General features: G+C 67.5%; 20 protein-coding genes. 10 read left to right on the top strand and 10 right to left on the bottom strand.

Annotated elements, in window-relative coordinates:
• Nucleotides 1-16: 16 nt before the first annotated feature.
• Nucleotides 17-700: an FCD domain-containing protein gene (locus F0Q34_RS16220; RefSeq protein ID WP_149813289.1), complete on the bottom strand. Its 684-nt coding sequence runs from the start codon at nt 698-700 to the stop codon at nt 17-19.
• A 337-nt stretch (nt 701-1,037) separates the two neighbouring features.
• Here F0Q34_RS16220 and F0Q34_RS16225 point away from each other — a divergent pair, with 337 nt between their 5' ends.
• A complete protein-coding gene (locus F0Q34_RS16225; RefSeq protein WP_149813290.1) occupies nt 1,038-2,222 on the top strand; it encodes a CaiB/BaiF CoA transferase family protein in 1,185 nt (394 codons plus the stop codon).
• A gap of 86 nt (nt 2,223-2,308) precedes the next feature.
• Here the strand turns inward: F0Q34_RS16225 and F0Q34_RS16230 are convergent, their stop codons facing one another.
• The 3 genes from F0Q34_RS16230 to F0Q34_RS16240 all read right to left on the bottom strand — a co-directional run bounded on the left by F0Q34_RS16230 (nt 2,309) and on the right by F0Q34_RS16240 (nt 4,906).
• The gene (locus F0Q34_RS16230; protein ID WP_149813291.1) at nt 2,309-3,289 is read right to left on the bottom strand and encodes a Bug family tripartite tricarboxylate transporter substrate binding protein; all 981 of its coding nucleotides are present in this window, start codon (nt 3,287-3,289) and stop codon (nt 2,309-2,311) included.
• Entirely contained in the window at nt 3,286-3,954 is a 669-nt protein-coding gene (locus F0Q34_RS16235; protein WP_149813292.1) for a polysaccharide deacetylase family protein, read from the bottom strand. Before F0Q34_RS16235 ends, F0Q34_RS16230 begins: the two co-directional genes overlap by 4 nt.
• An 88-nt stretch (nt 3,955-4,042) precedes the next feature.
• On the bottom strand, nt 4,043-4,906 hold the full coding sequence (locus tag F0Q34_RS16240) for a fumarylacetoacetate hydrolase family protein (protein WP_149813293.1): 864 nt from the start codon (nt 4,904-4,906) through the stop codon (nt 4,043-4,045).
• A gap of 113 nt (nt 4,907-5,019) precedes the next feature.
• On the opposite strand from F0Q34_RS16240, the gene F0Q34_RS16245 reads away from it, so the two are divergent.
• Nucleotides 5,020-5,715 carry a GntR family transcriptional regulator gene (locus F0Q34_RS16245; protein ID WP_149813294.1) on the top strand — a complete coding sequence of 232 codons (696 nt, stop codon included), beginning with the start codon at nt 5,020-5,022 and terminating at the stop codon, nt 5,713-5,715.
• 47 nt (nt 5,716-5,762) lie between these two features.
• On the opposite strand, the gene F0Q34_RS16250 is transcribed toward F0Q34_RS16245, so the two are convergent.
• Nucleotides 5,763-6,692, bottom strand: coding sequence for a sugar-binding transcriptional regulator (locus tag F0Q34_RS16250; protein WP_161600906.1), 930 nt, complete (start codon nt 6,690-6,692; stop codon nt 5,763-5,765).
• A 107-nt stretch (nt 6,693-6,799) separates the two neighbouring features.
• Here F0Q34_RS16250 and F0Q34_RS16255 point away from each other — a divergent pair, with 107 nt between their 5' ends.
• Together F0Q34_RS16255 and F0Q34_RS16260 are read left to right on the top strand one after the other, a co-directional pair.
• Complete coding sequence (locus F0Q34_RS16255; protein ID WP_161600907.1) at nt 6,800-8,065, top strand: metallophosphoesterase family protein; 1,266 nt, start codon at nt 6,800-6,802, stop codon at nt 8,063-8,065.
• A 31-nt stretch (nt 8,066-8,096) separates the two neighbouring features.
• The gene (locus F0Q34_RS16260; RefSeq protein WP_149813297.1) at nt 8,097-9,080 is read left to right on the top strand and encodes a Bug family tripartite tricarboxylate transporter substrate binding protein; all 984 of its coding nucleotides are present in this window, start codon (nt 8,097-8,099) and stop codon (nt 9,078-9,080) included.
• A 236-nt stretch (nt 9,081-9,316) separates the two neighbouring features.
• Here F0Q34_RS16260 and F0Q34_RS16265 read toward each other — a convergent pair whose 3' ends face one another.
• Nucleotides 9,317-10,516, bottom strand: coding sequence for an MFS transporter (locus tag F0Q34_RS16265; RefSeq protein WP_149813333.1), 1,200 nt, complete (start codon nt 10,514-10,516; stop codon nt 9,317-9,319).
• Between the two features lie 510 nt (nt 10,517-11,026).
• Between F0Q34_RS16265 and F0Q34_RS16270 the strand changes: the two genes are divergently transcribed.
• On the top strand, nt 11,027-11,494 hold the full coding sequence (locus F0Q34_RS16270) for an acyl-CoA thioesterase (RefSeq protein WP_161600908.1): 468 nt from the start codon (nt 11,027-11,029) through the stop codon (nt 11,492-11,494).
• Nucleotides 11,495-11,563: 69 nt separating this feature from the next.
• Here F0Q34_RS16270 and F0Q34_RS16275 read toward each other — a convergent pair whose 3' ends face one another.
• Complete coding sequence (locus F0Q34_RS16275; protein WP_149813299.1) at nt 11,564-12,457, bottom strand: LysR substrate-binding domain-containing protein; 894 nt, start codon at nt 12,455-12,457, stop codon at nt 11,564-11,566.
• Nucleotides 12,458-12,651: 194 nt separating this feature from the next.
• On the opposite strand from F0Q34_RS16275, the gene F0Q34_RS16280 reads away from it, so the two are divergent.
• From F0Q34_RS16280 to F0Q34_RS16290, 3 genes are read left to right on the top strand one after another with little or no spacing between them, the layout of a single operon-like run.
• Nucleotides 12,652-13,635: a Bug family tripartite tricarboxylate transporter substrate binding protein gene (locus F0Q34_RS16280; RefSeq protein ID WP_161600909.1), complete on the top strand. Its 984-nt coding sequence runs from the start codon at nt 12,652-12,654 to the stop codon at nt 13,633-13,635.
• A gap of 33 nt (nt 13,636-13,668) precedes the next feature.
• Nucleotides 13,669-15,759, top strand: a complete 2,091-nt coding sequence (locus tag F0Q34_RS16285) for a hydantoinase/oxoprolinase family protein (RefSeq protein ID WP_149813301.1) — start codon at nt 13,669-13,671, stop codon at nt 15,757-15,759.
• Nucleotides 15,756-17,387, top strand: coding sequence for a hydantoinase B/oxoprolinase family protein (locus F0Q34_RS16290; RefSeq protein WP_149813302.1), 1,632 nt, complete (start codon nt 15,756-15,758; stop codon nt 17,385-17,387). Before F0Q34_RS16285 ends, F0Q34_RS16290 begins: the two co-directional genes overlap by 4 nt.
• A gap of 52 nt (nt 17,388-17,439) precedes the next feature.
• On the opposite strand, the gene F0Q34_RS16295 is transcribed toward F0Q34_RS16290, so the two are convergent.
• From F0Q34_RS16295 to F0Q34_RS16305, 3 genes are all read right to left on the bottom strand, one after another.
• Complete coding sequence (locus F0Q34_RS16295) at nt 17,440-17,934, bottom strand: nuclear transport factor 2 family protein (protein ID WP_206668058.1); 495 nt, start codon at nt 17,932-17,934, stop codon at nt 17,440-17,442.
• A gap of 112 nt (nt 17,935-18,046) precedes the next feature.
• A complete protein-coding gene (locus F0Q34_RS16300; RefSeq protein ID WP_174242065.1) occupies nt 18,047-18,394 on the bottom strand; it encodes an Atu4866 domain-containing protein in 348 nt (115 codons plus the stop codon).
• Entirely contained in the window at nt 18,394-19,116 is a 723-nt protein-coding gene (locus F0Q34_RS16305; protein WP_149813303.1) for an SDR family oxidoreductase, read from the bottom strand. Before F0Q34_RS16305 ends, F0Q34_RS16300 begins: the two co-directional genes overlap by 1 nt.
• Nucleotides 19,117-19,257: 141 nt before the next feature.
• Between F0Q34_RS16305 and F0Q34_RS16310 the strand changes: the two genes are divergently transcribed.
• Both F0Q34_RS16310 and F0Q34_RS16315 read left to right on the top strand, forming a co-directional pair.
• Nucleotides 19,258-20,187, top strand: a complete 930-nt coding sequence (locus F0Q34_RS16310; protein WP_149813304.1) for a LysR family transcriptional regulator — start codon at nt 19,258-19,260, stop codon at nt 20,185-20,187.
• Nucleotides 20,188-20,306: 119 nt separating this feature from the next.
• Nucleotides 20,307-21,494 carry an NHL repeat-containing protein gene (locus F0Q34_RS16315; RefSeq protein WP_149813305.1) on the top strand — a complete coding sequence of 396 codons (1,188 nt, stop codon included), beginning with the start codon at nt 20,307-20,309 and terminating at the stop codon, nt 21,492-21,494.
• Nucleotides 21,495-21,502 lie beyond the last annotated feature (8 nt).

Raw genomic sequence — 21,502 nt, forward strand, 5'->3', positions numbered from 1 at the left:
GGCACAGTCAGCGCCTTCAGTTATTGGTATAGGCGATGGATGCCAGAAGCCTGGCACGGCCTGCTCTGGCATGCCGCTCGCCCAGTTGCCGCGCATGCTCCACATCGCCGGACAGGATCGCATCCATCAAGGCCCGATGCTCGGCATTCGCATCGACCATGTTCGGCGTGTCGTCGAACGAACGCCTCCGGAGCAGGAGCAGCTTTCGCGTATGATCCAGATAGACCGCCTCCGCCGGGGCGTTGCCCGCCAATGCGAGCTGCCGCTTGTGGAAGCGGACATTGAGGTCGAAGAACTGGTCTTTCCGTTCAGCGCGCGCGGCCGCCTCCATCTCGCCGACATAGGCCTGCAATTCCAGGGCCTGGGCCGCGGTGATGGTGGCGGCAAGGCGGCCGGCGGCATAGCCGATCAGCAGCGCGTTGAGATCGTAGATGGCCAGCGCCTCATCCAGTTGCAATTCACGGACAAAGGCGCCTCGGTTGAGGATAACGGTGACAAGTCCCATGCGTTCCAAGGTCCGCGCGGCCTCACGGACCGGCCCCCGGCTGACCCCGAGCCGCCGTGCCAGTGCAAGCTCGTTGATATGTTCGCCCGGAGCGAGCTCTCCCCGGGTGATCATGGCTTCCAACTCGGCTTCAACACAATTGGCAAGAGCGCTCCCCGTCGCCTCCGGAACTTTTGTCAGCAATCTCTTCTGCATCAAGCCCTCATGAACGCCGGCATGACATCGTGCCTTGCTGCGGCTGCCTTTTCCACCACAAAAGTGTTGGCAATCCTCGAAACCGCTGCCAGGCTTCTTCAGAAGCGGAGGGAGCAACGGAAATCATGATCCCGGCCCTGAAATCCCATGCGTCCGCCATGGCCCAAGGCTCCGCCGAATAGGCGCGGCCGGTTTCTTCGCGGTCTTGAAGAACCAGCCCGGTTTTGGCAGGCCCCGCGGGTGCCAGCCTCCCTCTTTGGCTCTGGCAGCAGAATTCCTGCCCGCGACGTGATGCGCCTCCGCCATAGCCCCACCCCATCATAGGACGGAACAGCACATGGCCACCGGACCCCTTTCCCGCTTCAAGGTCATCGATCTCACCCGTGTCCGTTCCGGCCCCACCTGCGTTCGGCAACTCGCCGACTGGGGCGCCGACGTGATCCAGATCGAGGCTCCGGAAGGGATGGAAGGCGCTGATGGCGGGTTCGGCGGCGCGCGCCATGGTCCGGATTTCCAGAACCTGCACCGCAACAAGCGCAGCCTGACGCTGGACCTGAAATCACCGGACGGAATTGCCGTTCTGAAGCAGCTGGTGGCGCAGGCCGATGTGGTGGTGGAGAATTTCCGTCCCGACGTAAAGCGGCGCCTTGGCATCGATTACGAGGCGCTCAGCGCCATCAACCCGCGGCTGGTTTATGGCTCCATTTCAGGGTTCGGGCAGAGTGGCCCCTATGCGGGCCGCCCCGGCTTCGACCAGATCGCCCAGGGCATGGGGGGGCTCATGTCCATCACCGGCTTGCCAGGGCAGGGGCCGGTGCGCGTCGGCATTCCCATCGCCGATCTCACCGCCGGCATCTTCTGCGCCATGGGCATCCTGATCGCGCTGCTCGAACGGGAGGAAAGCGGCCAGGGGCAGTGGGTGCAATCCTCACTTCTCGAAGCACAGATCGCCATGCTCGATTTCCAGGCGGCTCGGTGGCTCGTTTCCCGGGAAGTGCCAGGCCAGGCTGGCAACGACCACCCAACCGGCATTCCGACCGGCGTTTTCCGCACCAAGGACGGGCTGATGAACCTCGCCGCGACAGGCAAGATCATTTTCACCCGCTTCTGCGAAGCGGTCGGCGCCCGCCACATCCTGGACAATCCGGATTATGCCACGGCGCCACTGCGCTCGCAGAACCGGGTGGCGCTGAACCGCGAGATCGGCGAGGTGCTGGCCAGCCGCACCACCGCCGAATGGGTCGCGTTGCTGAACGAGGCCGGCGTGCCATCCGGTCCCATCAACAGCATCGACGAGGTTTTCGCCGATGAGCAGGTGCGCCATCTCGGCATCGCCACACCCGTGCATCATCCGGCCCTGGGTGAAATCGAGCTGGTGGGGCAGGCGGTGCGGCTGTCCCGCACGCCGAGCCGCCTCCGCACCGCAGCGCGCGAGAAGGGTGAGGACAGCGCGGAAATCCTGCGGGAACTCGGCTTTGATGCGGCGCGCATCGAGGCATTGCGTCAGGCGCGCGTTATCTGAGGAGCGCCCCACCCGGGCCCTGCCTTAGCGGCGCTGCCACGCCGGCAGCGCTTATGATGCGCCAGGTCGCCTCCCAAGCCGCTTTGTCAGTCAGGCTTGATGTTGGCGGCCGTGATGACGGGTCGCCATTTCGCGATCTCCTCCCGCGTCATCACGGCAAGCTGGTTCGGGGAACCGCCGACCGGCTCCACGCCCTGGGCACGCAGATTCGCGAGGGACGGCGGATCGGCGAGCAGGGCATTGGTGGCCTGGTTCAGCCGGGCCACGATGTCCGCAGGCATCCCGGCGGGACCATAGAGCGACCAGCGCCCTTCCACCACGAAGTCCTGCACGCCCGCCTCCTGCATGGTCGGCGCATCGGGCAGAATGGCGACCCGCCGCGCCGAGGTCACGGCCAGGGCCTTCAGTGTGCCGGCATCCAGATGCGGCTTGAGGCCGAGCGGATGGTAGAACATCGCATCCACGCGCCCGGCCAGCAGATCGGTGATTGCCTGGCCAGCGTTGCGGTAGGGCACGTGTTGCGTTTCCAGCCCTGCCCGCAGGTTCAGAAGCGCCTGGGAAAGGTGCCCGGTGGTGCCGTTCCCCGCTGAGGCGAAGGACAGCGGCCTTGCCTTCGCCAGTGCCACAAGCTCCGCGACCGAGGCGACCTTCAGGGAAGCCGGAATGCCCAGCACCGATGGCGTCGTGACGAAGGGTGCGATGGGGGTGAAATCTTTCACCGCATCGAAGCCCGGATCGGCAAAGAGGCTGGCATTGATGCCATGCGTGCCATTGGTGCCGAGTAGCAGGGTGTAGCCATCGCCCCGCGCCTGCGCGACCGCCTGCGCCCCGACATTGCCGCCGGCGCCGACGCGGTTTTCCACCACAACGGGTTGGCCCGCCGCCTTCGCGAGGGCGCTTGCCAGGATGCGGCCAAGCGCGTCCGTGGTGGTGCCGGCGCCAAAGGGGATCACCAGGCGGATCGGGCGGTCCGGCCAGCCGGCAGGCGATTGGGCAGGGGCGGAGCGGGCCAGCAATGGCATGGCGGCCAGGCTACCCAGCAGAACGCGGCGCGTGGCGAAGGTCATGCGGAGGCTCCGGCGCGAGGGTTGACGTAATCGGCGATGGGTCCCGTGGCCGCGCCCCGGCGCAGGGGAACGCAGCAGGGAGGAAAATCCTGCGTGAAGCGGGCACCCTGCTCGGCAAGGCGGCCCAGGAAGCGGTCCAGGTGGCGCATGGCGCCATTCGGCAGGTCATGCAGGACCAGCGTCACCGGCCCGGGGCCGCGGCACAGTTCCAGGGCCCGCTCCACCCAGCCATCGGGATCGCGGAAGTCGCCCGGCACGGCATTCCACAGGACGCAGGTGAAGCCGCCCCGCGTGAGGAGGTCGAGTGCGGCGGGGCTCAGCAGATGAGGGCCCAGCGCCCCGCCGCCACCCTGCGGGCGGAACAGCCGGTCGGGATGCGAGAGATCCCCGATCAGTTCCTGGGTGCGGGCGATCTCCGCTTCGGCCGTCATGGCTCCGCCCGGCGCTTCGCCGAGCGGCCCGGAATGGCTCCAGGTGTGGTTGCCGATCCAGTGGCCTTCGGCATGCGCCCGCACGGCCAGGTCACGATGCGCCGCCAGCTTATGCCCGAGCACGAAGAAGGTGGCGGACAGAGCGCGCCGCCGCAGCACCTCCAGCACCTCGGGTGTCACCTCCGGCTCAGGCCCGTTGTCGAAGGAAAGGGTGATGCGGGGCGTTCCGGTCATGGCCGCCCCGCTTCCTTTCTCGGGAAAGGGAAGAGGTTGTCACGTGCGGCAGCCGGGCCGTGTCCTGCCGCCGCCCCGTGCATCGCCTTCAGGCCTCGTCCCGCACCGGGTTGGAAAGAACGCCGATGCCCTCGATCTCGATCTCCATCACGTCGCCATCCTTCATGAAGACCGGCGGCTTGCGGGCATAGCCGACGCCGCTTGGCGTGCCGGTGGCGATCACGTCGCCCGGCTCCAGCGTCATCACCTCGGACAGGATCGCGAGAATGCGCGGAACGGAGAAGATCATGTCCGAGGTATGGCTGTCCTGCATCGTCTCGTCATTCAGGCGCGAGGTGATGCGGAGCGCGTTCGGCCCCTGCGGCAGCTCGTCCGGCGTGACGATCTCGGGGCCGAGGCCGCCGGTGCGATCAAAGTTCTTGCCGATCGTCCATTGCCCCGATTTGCGCTGGTAGTCGCGCACGGAGCCTTCGTTCATGCAGGTGTAGCCGGCGACGCAGGTGAGGGCCTCCGCTTCCGTCAGGTGCCGCGCCCGCTGGCCGATGACGATGGCCAGTTCCGCTTCGTAGTCGAACTTGTCGGAAGCCTTCGGGCGGAGCAGCGCTTCGCCATGCGCGGCAAGCGACGTGGCGCCGCGGAAAAACACGGCCGGGTAGTCGGGGATCGGGTTGTTCCCTTCCTTGGCATGCAGCGCATAGTTCAGGCCGATGCAGATGATCTTGCCGGGGCGCGGCACCGCCGGCAGCAGCGTCACGCTGCGCAGCGGCCGGCGAGGGGCCGCTTCGAGCTTCGCCGCCAGGCCGGGCGCGGCGGCGGGGAGACCGAGCGCCGCCAGGGCCTGAACAGGGTCTTGCGGCAGGCCTGGCACCACATCGGCCAAAGCAACCACATCTTCGCCCAGGCGGGCGCCGAGGGCGGCATGCCCCTCATGCTGAAACGCGATCAGGCGCACTCGCCATTTCCTCCGAGATTTTCAAAAAGGTTTTATCGAAAATCCGGGGCCGTCAAGCAGGAATTCCGGAAAACCTTGCATGCTTGGAAGGGTAGAGGGATGGTGCATGTGCCATGCCCCAGGCCCATTCCCTTAGCGACGCACCCCATCCAACCCTCGCCACTGCTGTTCACCGCCGCTTGCGCGAGGACATTCTGTCCGGGCGCCTGCCTCCTGGGCAGAAGCTGAAGCTGCGCGATCTGGCGCAGAATTACGGCGCCGGTGCCTCCCCCATGCGGGAAGCGCTTTCCAGGCTCGCCGCCGAAGGGCTGGCGGAACAGCTTGAGCATCGCGGTTTCCGCGTCGCGACGGCGGCGCCCGGCCAGCTTCATGGCCTGATCCGCAGCCGCGTGCTGGCCGAATGCGCGGCGCTTCGGGAGTCGATCCGGCGGGGCGATGCCGCCTGGGAGGAAGCGCTGCTCCTGGCCGAGCATCGGCTGAGCCGGGCCGCCCGCTCGCTCGACCCGCACCGCTTTGTCAGCAATCCGGAATGGGAGGCCTGCCATCTGCGCTTCCACCAAGCCTTGCTTTCCGCCTGCGATGCGCCGCCCCTGCTTTCCTTCTGCGACCGGCTGCGGGAGGAAGCGCAGCGCTACCGGGCGCTTTCCAACATCCTCGCCTATCCGGGCCGCGACGTGGCGGCCGAGCATGTCGCGCTTGCCCGCGCCACACTGGACCGCGACGCCGAACAGGCTGTTGCCCTTCTGGCGCAGCATTATGAGCGCACCGGCGCTTTCATCGGGGCCGATCTGGATGGCGGAGCCGGATGATCGTCCCGGAACGGAAGGGGGCAAGGGCTTCCGCAAGCGCTGGCTGATCAGTCGAGAAGTTGCCTGGCCGTCTCCAGATCGGTGATGAGGCTGGTGCAAAGCCCCGACAGCAGCGCAGCGCGCAGGATCGCCCCCTTCTCCGGGCCACCCGCGGCCACCATCCTGTTGGGGATGCGGCGGATCGCCGCCGGGTCGAGCTGCACGCGCCGCGTATTCACCTCGTCATCGACCACTTGGCCGTCGGCGGAAAGATAGATCCCGAAAACATTGCCCACCACGCCGGCCCGCTCCAGCCGCTTCTGGTCCCGCTGCTCCAGAACGCCCGCGGCGAGGTCGATCGATGCCTCGCGGAGATCCCCCGCGCCGACCAGCGCGTGTTCGGCGGCAGCGGCGCGCGCCAGCACCTCCCGCACCATCTGCATGGAACGGAAACTCCCGGCTGCCTGAACGGATTCCGCGACGATGGGGGCGATCAGGTAATAGCAGGCCGCATTCAGCTTCCGCGCGAAGCGCGCCGCGATGTCATAGGGATTGATGCTGCCGGCGCGGGACAGGCCTCCCATCAGTCCGACAATCACGTTTCCGGCCGGGCCACGTGGCTCCAGCCCCCGCACCGAGGCATCGAGCGTCCGGCCCCAGCCGAGCGCCAGCGTCTGCCCAGGCTGCAACTGCGCCGAAACAAAGGCTCCCGCGGCGGCGCCGACCACTGAAGCCACCGCCTCGCCTTCGGCAGGCGTCGGCACGATATAGGCGGCCGAAAGCCCGTAGCGTGCCATGAGCGCCGCTTCCGCCTCGAAGCAGAAGCGCAGCTCCGTATCGATCGAGACACGGATCAGCCCCTCCTCCCGGCAGGCCGCGACGTAGCGGTTCACCTTGGCCCGCGTCATGCCGAGCCGCTGGGCGATGGAATCCTGGGTCGCGCCCTCCACCAGATGGAGCCAGCCAACCCACAGCTTCAATTCCCTGTCGGATCGCATCGCATCGCCTTGAATATGAGATTTTGCATCTTCACTAGGACAATATTTCATGGCTTTGTCATGCAAGCCAAGACTTCGCCATGCTAATCACCGTGGCCAGGAACAGCATGATCACCATATTCCACGTCACCGACCTGCATCTGCGTCAGGCTCTGCCCGGCCATAACGGCCATGTCCACCGGCTGTCGCGCCACATGCCCTCGCTGCTCGCCCAACTGGCCGAGCGCATCGGGGCCATGGCGCCGGATCTGGTGGCGGTCACGGGCGATCTGCTCGACGTTCCCCACGCGCTGCTTGACCGCGAGCCGGGCTACGACCTGCGGGCGCTCACCCAGGGCGCGCTGGCAGATTACGGGCTGGTGCGCCGCTGGCTCGAATCCCTGGGGCGGCCCTGGATGGTGCTGCCTGGCAACCACGACCATGGCCCCACCTTCGACGTGGTCTTCGGCTCGGAGCCCACCACCCGGCGCTTCGGCCCGCTTACGGTCCATGCCTTCCATGACTGGGAGCAGGCCGGCAACCAGGCCCTGCGCATCGGCCCGCCACGTCGGCATTTCGAGCAGGTGATCGCCGCGGCGACGGAGGCAACCGATGAGGTCCACCTCCAGCATTTCCTGATCCGGCCGCATGTCGATTACCACTATCCGCTGCTCTACGGGGATGCCGACGACATCGCCCGGCGCGTGGCTGAGGCGCCCGGCCGCCGCCTGCTGCTTTCCGGCCATTGGCATGAAGGCACGCCGATGGTGCAGATCGGCAACGCGCTGATGGGCGGCTGCCCCGCCTTCTGCGAGCCGCCGCACCGCTACCGCGTCTTCCGTATCGAGCCGGGGCAGCCGGTGTCCATGCAGGAGGAGGCGCTCGGCGCTTCCTTCGCACCCGGCACCCGCCTGACCATCCTGGACCGCCCTGGCCTGCTGACATTGCCGCCGGCAACCGATGGCGCAGGCCGCCTGACGCCACGCCCCGATACGGGCCGGATCCTGGCCGGGCTCGCCACCCGGGGGCATCTCGCCATTGCCTCCCCCTGGCATGCTCCGGAGACCGACGCGGCCAGCTGGCGTGGCGTGCAATACGCCCATGACGCGTTTTTCCAGGATCTGCCGGCGGGCACCCGTCAGGCCGATGCGCTGTGCATCTACCTGCCTCCGGGCGACCAACCCGGACGCCGCCTTCCCGCCGAGGCCATCACGCGGGAACCGGAACTCGTACCCCGCCTCGCGGCGCTGTTCGGCGCCGCGCCGACGGAGGTCACCCTGCTGACCACCGATCCCGCCCGCCGCGCGGCCGCAGTTGCCGCGGGCGCGGCCAGCCCGGATCTCGGTGGCCCGATGCCGGATGGCGAGGCCATCCTGGCGGCTGCCGGCCTGTGACCCGCCCAGAAGAACAGGGAAGGACGCCAGAATGACCTCGCGCACCACATTGTCCCGGCGCCTGCTGCTCGGCGCCGCCGCCGCGTCTGCATTGGCCAGGCCAGCCCTTGCCCAGGCATGGCCGGGCCGCCCGATCACGCTGGTGGTCGGCTACCCGCCCGGCGGGCAGACGGATTTCGCCGCCCGCATCGTGCAGGCCGGCATCAGCAAGGCGCTTGGCCAGCCCGTCGTGATCGAGAACCGCGGCGGCGCTGGCGGCAATCTCGGGCTTGAGGCCGTGCTGCGAGCGCGCCCGGACGGCTACACCTTCCTGGCCTCGAATTCGAGCCCGATGGTGATCAACCCGCACACCTTCCCGCCGACGGGCCTCAACCCGCTCGACCTGATCAATGTCTGCATGATCCTGGACGCGCCGCTGGCCTATTGCGTGCACCCCTCGGTTCCCGTGGCGAATGCCACCGAACTGGTGGCGTGGATCAAGGCTCAGCCCAGCATGATCGATTACGGCATCCCGGCCTCCGGCAGCCTGCCCCATCTGGCGATGGAACTCTTCCGCTCGCGCATGGGCCTGCCGGAGTTGCAGCCCATTCCGTATCGCGGCAGCGGTCCTGCCCTGCAGGACTTCCTGGCCGGCCGCTTCCCGGTGATGACCGACTCCCTTTCCGTCATGGCCCCGGCGCTGAATGGCCGCCAGATCCGCGGCGTGATGGCGACGAGCATGCAACGCGTCGCCGCCTTCCCCGACATCCCGACCGGCGGCGAGCAGGGGATCGATGATTTCGTTGTCGGTGCCTGGACCGGCATCTCGGCCCCGCAGGGCACGCCATTGGAGATCGTCGCGCGCATGAATGCCGCCGTGAACGAGGCCCTGGCTGATCCGGTTGTCCGCGAGCGCATCGAGGCGCAGGGCGCTGTTGTCAGCGGCGGCACGGCCGAGGCCTTCGATCGCCGCGTCCGCGCCGACCATGCGCGGTGGGGCGAGGTCGCGCGGAAGAACAACATCACCACCGGCTAGCACGACCTGGGCATTTCGGGGCTGAAGCACCTCCCCCTGCTGAACGATGCAGAGGGAGGCGAGGATGGCGCCGTTCCTGGAGTGACGGGCCGCAAAATTCCCGCAGGCCTGAGACGCCGCTTTATCCATAAGGCCTGCTCGGGCCCGGTGAGCTCAAGAATCTTCAGCGGATAACTGCCCGCCGGGGATTGGGTGTGCATGACCGGTGGGTGATCGATGATAAGGCTATCGTTCCGCTACTCCACCTTTGGCAAGAACCAGGCCAGCAAGCCCATCAGGGGAAGAAAGGAACACAGCCGGTAGACGGCCTCGATGCCCTGGGCCTCAGCCATCATGCCCAGCAAAGCCGCGGCGATGCCGCCGAGACCGAAGTTCAGGCCGTAGAACAGGCCACCGACGAGCCCGACCCGGTTCGGCAGCAGTTCCATGGCGTAGATCAGGATCGAGGCAAAGGCACTTGCCATGATCAGGTTGATCGACACGGTGAGCACGCCCGTCCAAAAGAGATCCGCATAGGGAAGCACAAGCGTCAGCGGCAAGGGCCCTAGCACCGAGAACCAGATCATCCGGTAGCGGCCGATGCGGTCGCCGAGGATGCCGCCGGCCAGCGCGCCGGCCGCGGATGCGAGCAGGAAGATGAACAGCATCATCTGGGCGGCGGGGATCGACAGCCCGAAGCGATCGATCAGGTAGAAGGTGTAGAAGGACCGGAAGCTCTCGCCATACGCATTCTTCGAGAACATGAGCAGCGTCAACACCACGAGCCCCAGCACGATCGTGGCCTGCGTGTGGGCGGGCGATCCGGCGCGGGATTTGGCGATGGAGGAGCGCAGGGCCGCGAAGTGCTCGCTGATCCGGGCCTGCTGCCGCCCAATCCAGGTCAGCAGCATCATCGCGGCCAGGGCCGCGACAGAGAACCAGGCCAGGCTCGGCTGGCCCCATGGCACGATGACGAGGGCGGCGAACACCGGACCGAGCGCGCCACCCGCCTGGCCACCGACCTGGAAGATGCCCTGCGCCAGCCCCTGCCGCCCGCCCGCGGCATAGCGTGCCATCCGCGTCGCCTCAGGGTGAAAGATCGAGGACCCCGTGCCGATCAGGGCAACCGCGACCAGGATGAGCGAATAGCTCGTGGCGAAGGCGAGAGTCAGAATCCCAGCCAGCGTGAAGACCATGCCCAGCACCGGCGAATAGGGCGCGGGCCGGTGGTCCGTGTAATATCCGATCACAGGCTGGAAGAGCGACCCGGCAATCTGGAAGGTCAGCGTGATCAGGCCGATCTGCACGAAGTCCAGCCCATAGGCGCCTTGGATGATCGGGTAGATGGCCGGGATCAACGACTGCATCAGGTCGTTCAGCAGGTGGGTCACACCGAGAACGAGAAGCACTGCCACATGGGTCTTGGCCCTGGCCGGCTGCAATATGGCGGAACTCATGAGGTGGCCTTTATCCGTTGTGGATCTTGTGGAAAGGAGGTTTGCCGATCCTACGGACTGCCGGAGGGGAACGATAGCGGGCCCGCCTGAAGGCATGTCGGCCTCAGGAAAAGGGGGATGGCCATCGATGGCGCGATCCGGAAGTGACCTGCTACGATCTGCCGGGTAAAGGGCTACTTTGCTGAAAGCCTGTTTTGCTCATCGGCTAACAACAGGGGGATTAGGGCACAGATGTGAGGCTGCAGGGATAAAGCTGCTTGAAATCTCTTGCCGGCACTTTGATGCCTGAGCCCAGCCGAAGATCCGGGAGGCCAGCCGGCGACGTTGTTGGTGTTTCTCACGCAACCGGAATGCCATCCAGTAAGGCCGCATGACCGCCCTGGTCCTGCCGGCTATGCCAAAGGGCGCCGCGCCGGGCTGGAAAGCGGAGCCCGGTTTTCACCGGCCGCTGAAAGGCGAGCCGCCATCGATGGCCAGCGATGCGGGTCCATGAACGGAAAGGAAAGCGAAGTGACCGAGGGTGAGCAATGGGACGCCGCAGCGCCGGCCCTGGCGCGCGTGCGGCCGGAATGGGTGGATCATTACGGCCATATGAACCTTGCACATTATGTCACCGTGTTCGACATGGCGACCGATGTGTTCTGGCCCTCGCTCAACCTCGGCCGGACGTTTCGCGGACAGGGCTTCGGCACCTTCGCGGCGGAAAACTGGGTGTCGTATCGCCGGGAGGTGCGCCTGGATGATCCGCTTTCCGCCAGCAGCGCGGTGCTCGCCCATGACGAGAAGCGTCTGCTGATCCGCCACCGGCTGTTCCATGCGGAGGCGGGGTTCGAGAGCGCGCGTTGCGAGTTGCTGTTTCTGTGCGTCGACCTCGCCGCGCGCCGGGTCGCGCCCTGGCCGGAGCCGGTGAGGGCCGCCTTCGGTGCCGCCACGCCGGGCGCAACACCGGAAAGGCTGGCGCTGCGCCGCCCGGCCTAGCGGCCGTGCCGCCCCAGCCTCCTGCCACACCGCGGCGGCAGGAGCCGCCGCCTGTTCCCCCGGCGGCCTTCATGCGTCCAGCGCCTGGTTCTTGATCCAGTCCCGGAAGGCGCGGAGGGCGGGAATGTCCTCCGCCGCCTCGGGATAGGCGAGGCAATAAGCGGCATCACCATGCAGCGGCTGCTCGAAGGGTGTCGCCAACAGCCCTTCCTCGATTTCCCGACGGACCAGGAACCGCGGCAGCAGCGCGACGCCGAGGCCCGCGACACAGGCGGCGGCCACCATGGCGGTATGCTGCATCAATGGGCCACGCAGCCCGTCCACGCCCTCGGCCCCGACCTGATCCAGCCAGTCGACCCAGCCGCGCGGCCGCGTGGTCTGCTGGATCAGCACTTCCCGCGCCAGGTCGGCCGGCCCGTGCAGCCGCGCCGCGATGGCTGGCGCGCAGACGGGCAGGCGCGCATCCCGCATCAACCGGTGGCGGATGACGCCCGGCACCGCATCCTCCGAAAGCATGATGGCGGCGTCCACATCCTCCGCCGCGAAGTCCAGCGGCGTGAGGCGGGTCGTATAGTTCATGAAGTTCACGATCACGCCGGGATAGGCCGCGCGGAAGCTCGGCAGGCATGGCACCAGCCAGCGTGTCCCGAAGGTGGGGGACACGGCGATGTTCAGCGTGCCGCCGGCGCCGCGATGCGCCAGCAGGTCCCGCGTCGCTCCCTCCAGCCGGGCGAGGGTGGTGCGCACGCGCGGCGCGTAGGCGGCGCCGGCGGGGGTGAGCACCAGACGTTGCCGTACCCGCTGAAAGAGCCGGAGCCCCAGCATGGCTTCAAGCCCGGCGAGCTGGCGGCTGACCGCGCTCTGGGTCAGCCGCAGCTCCTCCGCGGCGCGGGAAACGCTGAGATGGCGTGCGCAGGCTTCAAAGGCCTGAAGTGCGGCTGTGGGCGGGACATGGCGTCGCATGGCCTGACTTTATTCCGTTTGCTCATGAATGCATGCCGGAGTTTCAGTTGCTCCGAGGGCAAATAGCGCGGAACCTGAGGGCAACCGAAGCGAACCAAAGGCATGAACACGCTGGGAAATGGACCGTCCGGCATCGAACCGGGCGGCTGAGGAAACGCTGCACGCCTCACCCGGCTCAGCAGGGAGTGAGTTCGATGACGCTTGTCCGGCTTCCGCGCCGCGCCGCATTGGCTGGCGCCGCCGCTGCCACCCTTTCGCCGCTGGCCGCCCAGGCGGCCTGGACGCCATCCCAGCCGATCCATGTGCTGGTCGGCTATCCGCCGGGCGGAGCCGTGGACATCCTGGTGCGGGTGGTGGCCGAGGGCGCGCACCGGCTGCATGGCTTGCAGGTGATGGCGGAAACCCGCAGCGGCGCCTATGGCTTCATCGCCGCCCAGGCCGCCGCTCGCGCCGCACCGGATGGCTACACCCTGTGCAGCGCCATCATGGGCATGATGAGCGTGCTTCCCGCCATTCCGGGCATTCCGGTTCCGCTCGACCTCGACCACGAATTGACGCCTGTTTCCGCCCTGGCCGGCACGCCCATGGCGCTGGTGGTGCGGCCGAACGCGCCCTTCAACGACATCGACGGCCTGATCGCCTATGCCAGGTCGCGGAAGGGTGCCGCCACCTACGCTTCCTCGGGCAATGGCTCGATCAACCATCTTGGTGGCGCGCTTTTCTGCGGCGCGACGGGTGTGGAAATGACCCATGTGCCCTATCGCGGCGGCGCGCCGGCGACGCTCGACGTATCCGCCGGCCGCGTGGACATGATGGTGGCCAATGTCGCCGAGGTGGCGCAGCAGATCAATGCCGGCCAGCTCAAGGGCTTCGGCGTCACCGCGGTGGAGCCGACGCCGCTGGCGCCGGCGCTGCCGCCGCTGGCGGCGCGCATCCCGGCCATGGAAATCAACAACTGGTTCGGCTTGGCCGGCCCCGCGAACATGCCGGCCGAGGTGCGCGACGGGCTGGGCCGGTTGTTCCACTCGGTTGTTCACGATCCGCAAACCTCGAAGATCCTCACCGAGCGCGGCCTCCTGCCACTCGGCGAATCAGGCCCCGCCTTCAGCCAGCGCATCCTGCGGGACCGCGCGCGCTGGAAGGAGGTCGCGCAGGCCAACAACATCCGCGGCGACTGACGGTCCGCTCCGTCTCGCGCATCAAGGAAGCCCATGACAGCGTCACGTCCAACCTCCGCCTCTCTTTCGCTGGGCATCGACATCGGCGGCACCTTCACCGATCTTGTCATCCTCGACCCGGCGGATGGCCGCGCCGCCATCTGGAAGGAAAGCACCACGCCCGACGACCCGTCGCGCGGCGCCATCACGGGCCTGCAGCGGCTGTTGTCGCGCAGCGGCACCGCGGCCTCCTCGATCGGGCGGGTGGTGCATGCCACCACCCTGTTCACCAACGCCCTGATCGAGCGGAAGGGCGCGCCGACCGGCCTGCTGACCACCGCCGGCTTCGCCGACGTGATGGAGATCGGGCGGGAGCGGAAATACGAGCTCTACGACCTGTTCCTCGACATGCCGCAGCCCCTCGTCCCGCGCCCCTGGCGGCACGAGGTGAAGGAGCGGCTGGCGCCGGATGGCAGCGTGGAGGTGCCGCTGGATCTGGACGGGGTTCTCGCCAAGGTCGCCGGCCTCGTGGAGCAGGGGGTGACCAGCCTCGCCATCTGCTTTCTGCATTCCTATGCCAATCCGGTGCATGAGCGCATGGCGGCGGAGGCCATCGCGGCGCGCTTTCCGCAGCTTTCGCTGTCCCTGTCCTGCGACATCGCGCCGGAGATCCGCGAATACCCGCGCACCGTGACCACGGCAGCCAACGCCTATGTCCGGCCGATCGCCGAAACCTATCTCGACACGCTGGAGCGCGCGCTGAAGCAGGCCGGCATTCCGGGCGGTTTGTTCCTCATGCTGTCCAATGGCGGCCTGACCCATGTCGCCGAGGCCAAGCGCGCGCCCGTGCAGTTGCTGGAAAGCGGCCCGGCCGCCGGCGCCCTGGCAGGCGCCTGGTTCGGCCGCCATGCGGGGCTGGAACGCGTGCTCGCCTTCGACATGGGCGGCACCACCGCCAAGCTGGCCCTGGTGGATGACGGCGAGCCGCTGGTGGCCTGGGGCTTCGAGGCGGCGCGCACCAAGCGTTTCCTGCGCGGCTCCGGCCTGCCCATCCAGATCGCGACGGTGGAACTGATCGAGATCGGCGCCGGCGGCGGCTCCATCGCCCGGCCTTCCGAGCTCGGCACGCTGCATGTCGGGCCGGAAAGCGCGGGCGCGCAGCCCGGGCCTGTCTGCTACGGCCGTGGCGGAACGGAGCCCACGGTCACGGATAGCGACCTGACACTGGGCTATCTGAACCCGGATTTCTTTCTCGGCGGCACGATGCAGATCGACCCCGGCCCGGCTGCGGCCGCGCTGGAAAGCCTTTCCACCCGGCTGGGGCTGGAGGCGGGGCGCGGCGCCCCTGGCATCCACGATCTGGTGAACGAGAACATGGCCGGCGCGGCGCGGGTCGCCATCGCCGAGCGGGGGCGCATCCCGCGCGACTACGCCCTGCTCGCCACGGGCGGCGCGGCACCCGTGCATGCCTGGAATGTGGGAACCAAGCTTGGCGTCTCCCGCGTCATCTGCCCGCCCGGGGCGGGGGCAGGCAGCACCATCGGCATGCTGATGGCGCCGGCCCGCATCGACCGCGTCGCTTCCCGCAACGAGGCGCTGGGCGCGGCGAACTGGGCGGAGATCGGCGCCACCTTCGAGGCCCTGGAAAAGGAGGCGCTGGAAATCGTCAGCGGAACGGGCGCCGATCTGGACCGCCGCAACGTGCGGCGGCTGGCGGATATGCGCTATGTCGGCCAGGGATCGGAGATCACCGTGCCCCTGCCCGAGACGCTGGACGCGGAAAGCGTGCTGGCCGCCTTCGAGGTGGCCTACCGCCAGCTTTTCGGCCGCACGCCGCCGGGCGCCAATGTTCAGTTCGTGGCGTTGCGCCTTTCCGCCTCGGCCCCCATGCCCGGCGCCGGCGAAACCCTGCGCATCGGCGGCGGCACTGCCGGGCGGGAGGTGCTGAAGGGCTATCGCCGTGTCCACTTCCCCGAAACCGGCGAGGTCGAGACCCCGGTTTATGACCGCTACGCCCTGGCCCCCGGCGTGGAGCTCGATGGCCCGGCCGTGTTTGAAGAAAACGAAAGCACTTTTGTCGTCGGGCCGGGCGCGCGCATCGGCGTGCTGCCCGACGGCTCCATCCTGGCGGAGCGCGTGGCATGAGCATGACGGAAACGGCGCGGCGCTTCGACGCCGTGGAGATCGAGCTGCTCTGGCGGCGCCTCATCTCCCTCGTGGACGAGGCGGCGGCGGCGCTGGTGCGCACCAGTTTCTCCACCCTGGTGCGGGAAAGCTACGACTTCTCCTGCGTGGTGACGGATGCCGAGGGCCAGTCCCTCGTGCAGGCGACGGAAAGCATCCCGAGCTTCATCGGCACGCTGCCGGAGACGGTGAAGCATTTCATCCGCCACTTCCCCGAGGACACGCTGCAACCGGGCGATGTACTGATCACCAACGACATCTGGCTCGGCACCGGGCATCTGCCCGACATCACCGTGGCCAAGCCGATCTTCCGCAATGGCAGGCTGGTGGCCTTCAGCGCCTCCACCGCGCACGCGCCCGACATTGGCGGCAAGATCCGCAGCCCCGAGCCGCGCGAGGTGTTCGAGGAAGGCCTGCAGATCCCGCCGATGAAGCTGCTGCGCGCGGGGCAGCAGGATGACACGCTGGTCGCCCTGATCCGCAAGAATGTCCGCACGCCCGACCAGACCATGGGCGATCTATGGGCCCAGCTCGTGGCGCTCGACCTGATGGAGGAGCGCCTGCTCATCCTCATGGAGCAGGCGGAGCTCGAGCATCTGCGCGATCTGGCGGCGGAGATCCATGTGCGCTGCGAAACCGCCATGCGCGCCGCCATCGCCGCCTTGCCGGATGGCACCTATACCAGTTCCCTCCAGACCGACGGGGTGATGGACAAGCCGATCACGCTGCGCCTGGCGCTGACGATCAAGGGCGACAGCATCACCGCCAATTTCAGTGGCACCGACCCGCAGGTGGACCGGGCCATCAACTGCGCCCTCTGCTACACCTATGCCATGACGATGTATGGGGTGAAGGTCTGCACCAGCCCCAACCTGCCGAACAACGAGGGCGCCTGGCGGCCCATCTCGGTCAAGGCGCCGGAAGGCTGCATCGTGAACCCCGTTTTCCCGGCTTCCGGCGGCTCGCGCATGCTGATCGGGCACTACATCCCGATGCTGGTCTTCGGCTGCCTCGGTCAGGTGGTGCCGGACCGGGTGATGGCGGCCTGCGGCTCGCCGATGTGGGGCATGAACCAGTCCGGCGTGAACGCGCAGGGCAAGCCATACGCCAACATGTTCTTCTTCAACGGCGGCATGGGCGGAAACATGCGGGGGGACGGCCTTTCCTGCCTGTCCTGGCCATCCAACGTGTCCTCCACGCCGGTCGAGATCACCGAGCACATCGCGCCGCTGCGCGTGCATCACAAACGCCTGCGCCCGGATAGCGGCGGCCGCGGCCGGCATCGCGGCGGGCTTGGCCAGGAAGTCCTGCTGGAAAGTCGTTCCGAGACGCCGATCGCCGTTTCCTTTCTGGCGGAGCGCACGCGCTTCCCGGCCTTCGGAATCGAAGGAGGCGAAGCCGGAGCCCCGGGGATGCTGCGCATCAATGGCGAGGCGGTGGACCCCAAGAAGCAATATGTGCTGGCGAAGGGCGACACGGTGCTGATGGCCACGCCGGGCGGGGGCGGGCACGGTTCCGTGGCGGAAAGAACCAGGGTCCAGGACAAGGCCGACCTAGAATTCGGCTACCGCACCGGCGGGCCTCAGTGATAAGGATGGCGGGCGCTCAAGGTGGCGCCCGCCATCCGGTCCGCCCGGCGCGTCATGGCTTGCGCGGCTCGTTCTGCTCGATAACCTCCTGATAGGCGGCGAGGTCGAGGAATGCCTCGGCCTCCGTCACGGAGCCATCCTTCATCCGGAAGATCCACACGAACTGGTTGCTGTAAGGTCTTCCCGAGGTTGTGGTGGCCGAGGCCTCAAAGCGGACCACGACGGTGTCGCCGCCGGCCCAGATGTTATGGATTTTGGGGACGAGGGGGGTTGCGAGACGGCTCGTGAGAGGCTGCGAAGCCTGCCTCACGAAATCGTCGCGGCCGCGATAGCTTCTCGCCGCGGGACCCGAGCCATGGACCGTCCAGGCCACGTCGGGCGCGAGAAGGTCCGCGAAAACGTTGCTGCCCGCCGCCCAGGCCTCGAAGGCCTCGACGACGATCGCCTGATTCCGGCCGGATGCGCCAGCGTCTGCGGGCATGGCGCTGGGCTGCGTGGAGGCCGTGATCAGCGCGAGCGCGCATGCTGCGGCGATGGCGCGCGACATGACCATGAAGCATCGGGGGAAAGGCGGCGGGGCCATAGGATGATTCCTTCTGGATGACTCCCGGGAAGCGGCAGCACGCCTGATCGCCGGGCCTGTGGAGGGAAAGGCGCGATCAGGGAGATGAACCGGCTCCACCATGCGCGGGCCGCCGGCGCAGCACCATGCCGCCGTGATGCAGGGTGTTGGCATCGACGAAGTCGCCATCGGCTGTGAAGCCGGTGTCGTCCCAGTATTCGATATGGGTTCCGGTGACCTCGTAGCGGCCCCGATACGCGCTTTCCCGGGCGCCCCGCGCCTCGTCATAGCGGCCATTCGGCAGGAGCTGGTGGCGGACATGCCCGTCATCGGTGACCCACAGGCCGGCATAAGGATGCGTTGCTTGCGCCAAGGTCACCTCCGCGAGGCCGGGATTGACGATGCCGACGGCCAGGGCCGCCAGGGATGCAAGAGCAATGCGCATCAATGCGCCGCCCGCGTCGGACGCACCACGATCTCGCTGACATCCACCTCCTCCGGCTGCTCCAGCGCGAAGCGCACGGCGCGGCCGATGGCATCGGGCTGGAGGGCGATGGCGCGATAATGCCGCATGGCGCTGGCCGCCGCCGGATCGGTGATGGTTTCAGCCAGCTCGCTTTCGACCACGCCCGGATGGATGCAGGTGACGCGGATATCGTCGCGTTCCTGGCGCAGGCCGTCCGAGATCGCGCGCACGGCGAATTTCGTCGCGCAATACACTGCCGCTGCCGGCGAAACGGTGAGTGCGCCAATCGATGCGATGTTGATGATGTGGCCCGAGCCGCGCGCGGTCATCTCCGGCAACACAGCCGCGATGCCATGGAGAACGCCCTTGATGTTGACGTCGACCATCCTGTCCCATTCATCGACCTTCATCGAGGCCATGAGGGAAAGCGGCATGATCCCTGCATTGTTGACGATGGCGTCCACCCGGCCGAAAGTGTCGCGCGCGGCGGCCACGAAGGCGGCAACGCTGCCCCGCTCCGTCACGTCGAGATGGCAGGTCGCCACGCGAGTGCCGAGCAACTCGTCGGCGAGGGCATCGAGGCGGTCCGTGCGGCGGGCGCCGAGCATCAGGCTCGCGCCGGATGCCGCGAGTTCGCGGGCGATTCCGGCGCCAATGCCGCTGGAGGCGCCGGTGATGAGAACGACCTTGTCGAGGGACATGGCTTCCTTTCCTTTCTGGCATGATCGGGCGGGTATGCGGGGCATTCGGCCCAGGCACTGCCCGACACGGGAAAGCTAGGAGGGCAGGCGCGGCACGATAACCGCCGCTATGCGCGATGCCGTGTTCAGTATAACTGGACAATGCTTCATGATCTGAACGCCCTCGCCATCTTTGCCACGGTGGCCGAGGAGCGGAGCTTCCGGGCTGCCGCCGACCGCCTCGGCGTCACGCGATCCGCCGTCAGCCAGTCCATCCGGCGGCTGGAGGAGAAGCTCGGCACCGCCCTGTTCCGCCGGACAACACGCAGCGTCGGGCTGACCGAGGCGGGCGAGAAGCTGCGCATCGACATCGCGCCCGCGATTGCCGAGCTTGGCCTGGCCATGGATCATGTGCGTGACCTTGGCGGAGCGCCGCGGGGGCGGCTGCGCCTGGCGGTTTCCTCCATCGCGGAAAGCTTTCTGTCCGGCCCGCTCCTCGCCGGCTTCGGGCGGGCCTTTCCCGAGGTACAGCTCGATGTTCTTGTTACCGACGAGGAAGGCGACATCGTCCAGATGGGCTTCGACGCGGGGGTGCGGCTCGGCGAGGTGATCGAGCAGGACATGATCGCCATTCCTGTTTCGGGCGACCAGCACCAGCTCGCCGTTTGCTCGCCCTCCTATCGTGCGGAACGGGGAGAGCCGAGGCATCCCCGGGATCTCGCGGAACACCGCTGCATCGGCTGGCGCCCGGCGCCCCACCGCCCACCTTATCGTTGGGAGTTCAGCGAGGGAGGGCGTGAATTCACCGTCGATGTCGCGCCCGAGGTCACCACGAACGACATGGGGCTGATGATCCGGATGGCCCTCAACGGCGCCGGGATCACCTTCGGCATGGCCGAAACGTTCCGCGCCTTGCTGGAGCGCGGCGAGCTGGTATCCCTGTTGCAGGAATTCAGCGCACCCTTTCCCGGCTTCTACCTTTACTATCCGACCCGCCGTAACCTGGACCCCAAGCTCCGGGCCTTGATCGACCACGTCAAACGCCACTCTCCTCCGGAAGCCGGCAGGAAGGCTCCATCGGCCATGCGCTGAAAGCCCAGCTGCCGCTGGCCTGTCCAATGATGGAGCTGGCTTTGCCGTTGGTCGCGAATGCTTTCTTTCCGGTTCGTTTCCGTTAGCCTGCTTCCCCAAGAAGAACGGGAGGAATCGGCATGCCTGATACGATGCGGCGCGCCATGCTGCGTGGTGCCCTGGGAATGGGAACGGCGCTGGGGCTGGCTCCGCTCCTGGCGCGGCCTGCCTTGAGCCAGGGCGGACCTGCCGCCGTCCCGAAGGTGGGAGGGGTCGCCGCGACCGCGATCCCCGAATTCAGGGTCGATCCCTTCTGGCCGAAGCCACTGCCCAACAACTGGATGATCGGCGCCGTCGCCGGCGTCGCGGTCGACAAGCGCGATCACATCTGGATCGTTCAGCGCCCCGGAACCATCGCGCAGCGCCAGCTCATGGCGGAACGCAGCCCGCCGGAAACAAGCTGCTGCGTCCGCGCGCCTTCCGTGCTGGTTTTCGACAAGCAGGGCAATGTGCTGCGCCATTGGGGTGGCCCAGGGCAGGGCTATGAATGGCCGGAGGTGGAGCACGGCATCTATGTCGATGCCAAGGATTTCGTTTGGCTGGCCGGAAGCGGGCCGAAGGACCACCAGCTGCTGAAATTCACCCTGGACGGGCAGTTCGTGATGCAGATCGGCCGTTCCGGCCAGTCCAAGGGCAACAGTGACACCGCCAACCTGAACCGCCCCGCCGATGTCGAGGTGGATACCGAGGCGCAGGAAGTGTATGTCGCCGATGGCTATGGCAATCGCCGCGTCATCGTGTTCGACAGCGAGACCGGAGCCTATAAGCGCCATTGGGGCGCCTATGGCCAGGCGCCGGTAGATGGCGGGCCCGAGGCTTATGGCGGCACCGCGGCCTATACGCCCGGCCAGCCACCTTCACGCCAGTTCGCCAGCCCGGTCCATTGCGTGCGGCTGACGAAGGACCGGCAGGTCTATGTCTGCGACCGGACGAATGACCGCTACCAGGTGTTCCGCCGGGATGGCAGCTTTGTCGCGGAATACTTCATCGCGCCGCAAACGCGGCTGAACGGCTCGGTGGCCGATCTCATCCCCTCGCTCGATCCGTCGCAGGAATTCCTGTTCAGCGTGGACAATTCCAACGGCGTGGCGCGGGTGATCCGGCGGCGGGATGGCGAGGTGCTTTCCACCTTCGGGCGTCCCGGCCGATGGGCCGGGCAATTCCATGTGCCGCACAACATCGCGCAGGACAGCGAAGGCAGCCTCTACATCACGGAGGTCGATAATGGCCAGCGCGTGCAGCGCTTTGTGCGCCATGCGCCATCCTGATACGGTCC

This window comes from Teichococcus oryzae, assembly GCF_008386565.1.
GTDB lineage: Bacteria > Pseudomonadota > Alphaproteobacteria > Acetobacterales > Acetobacteraceae > Pseudoroseomonas > Pseudoroseomonas oryzae.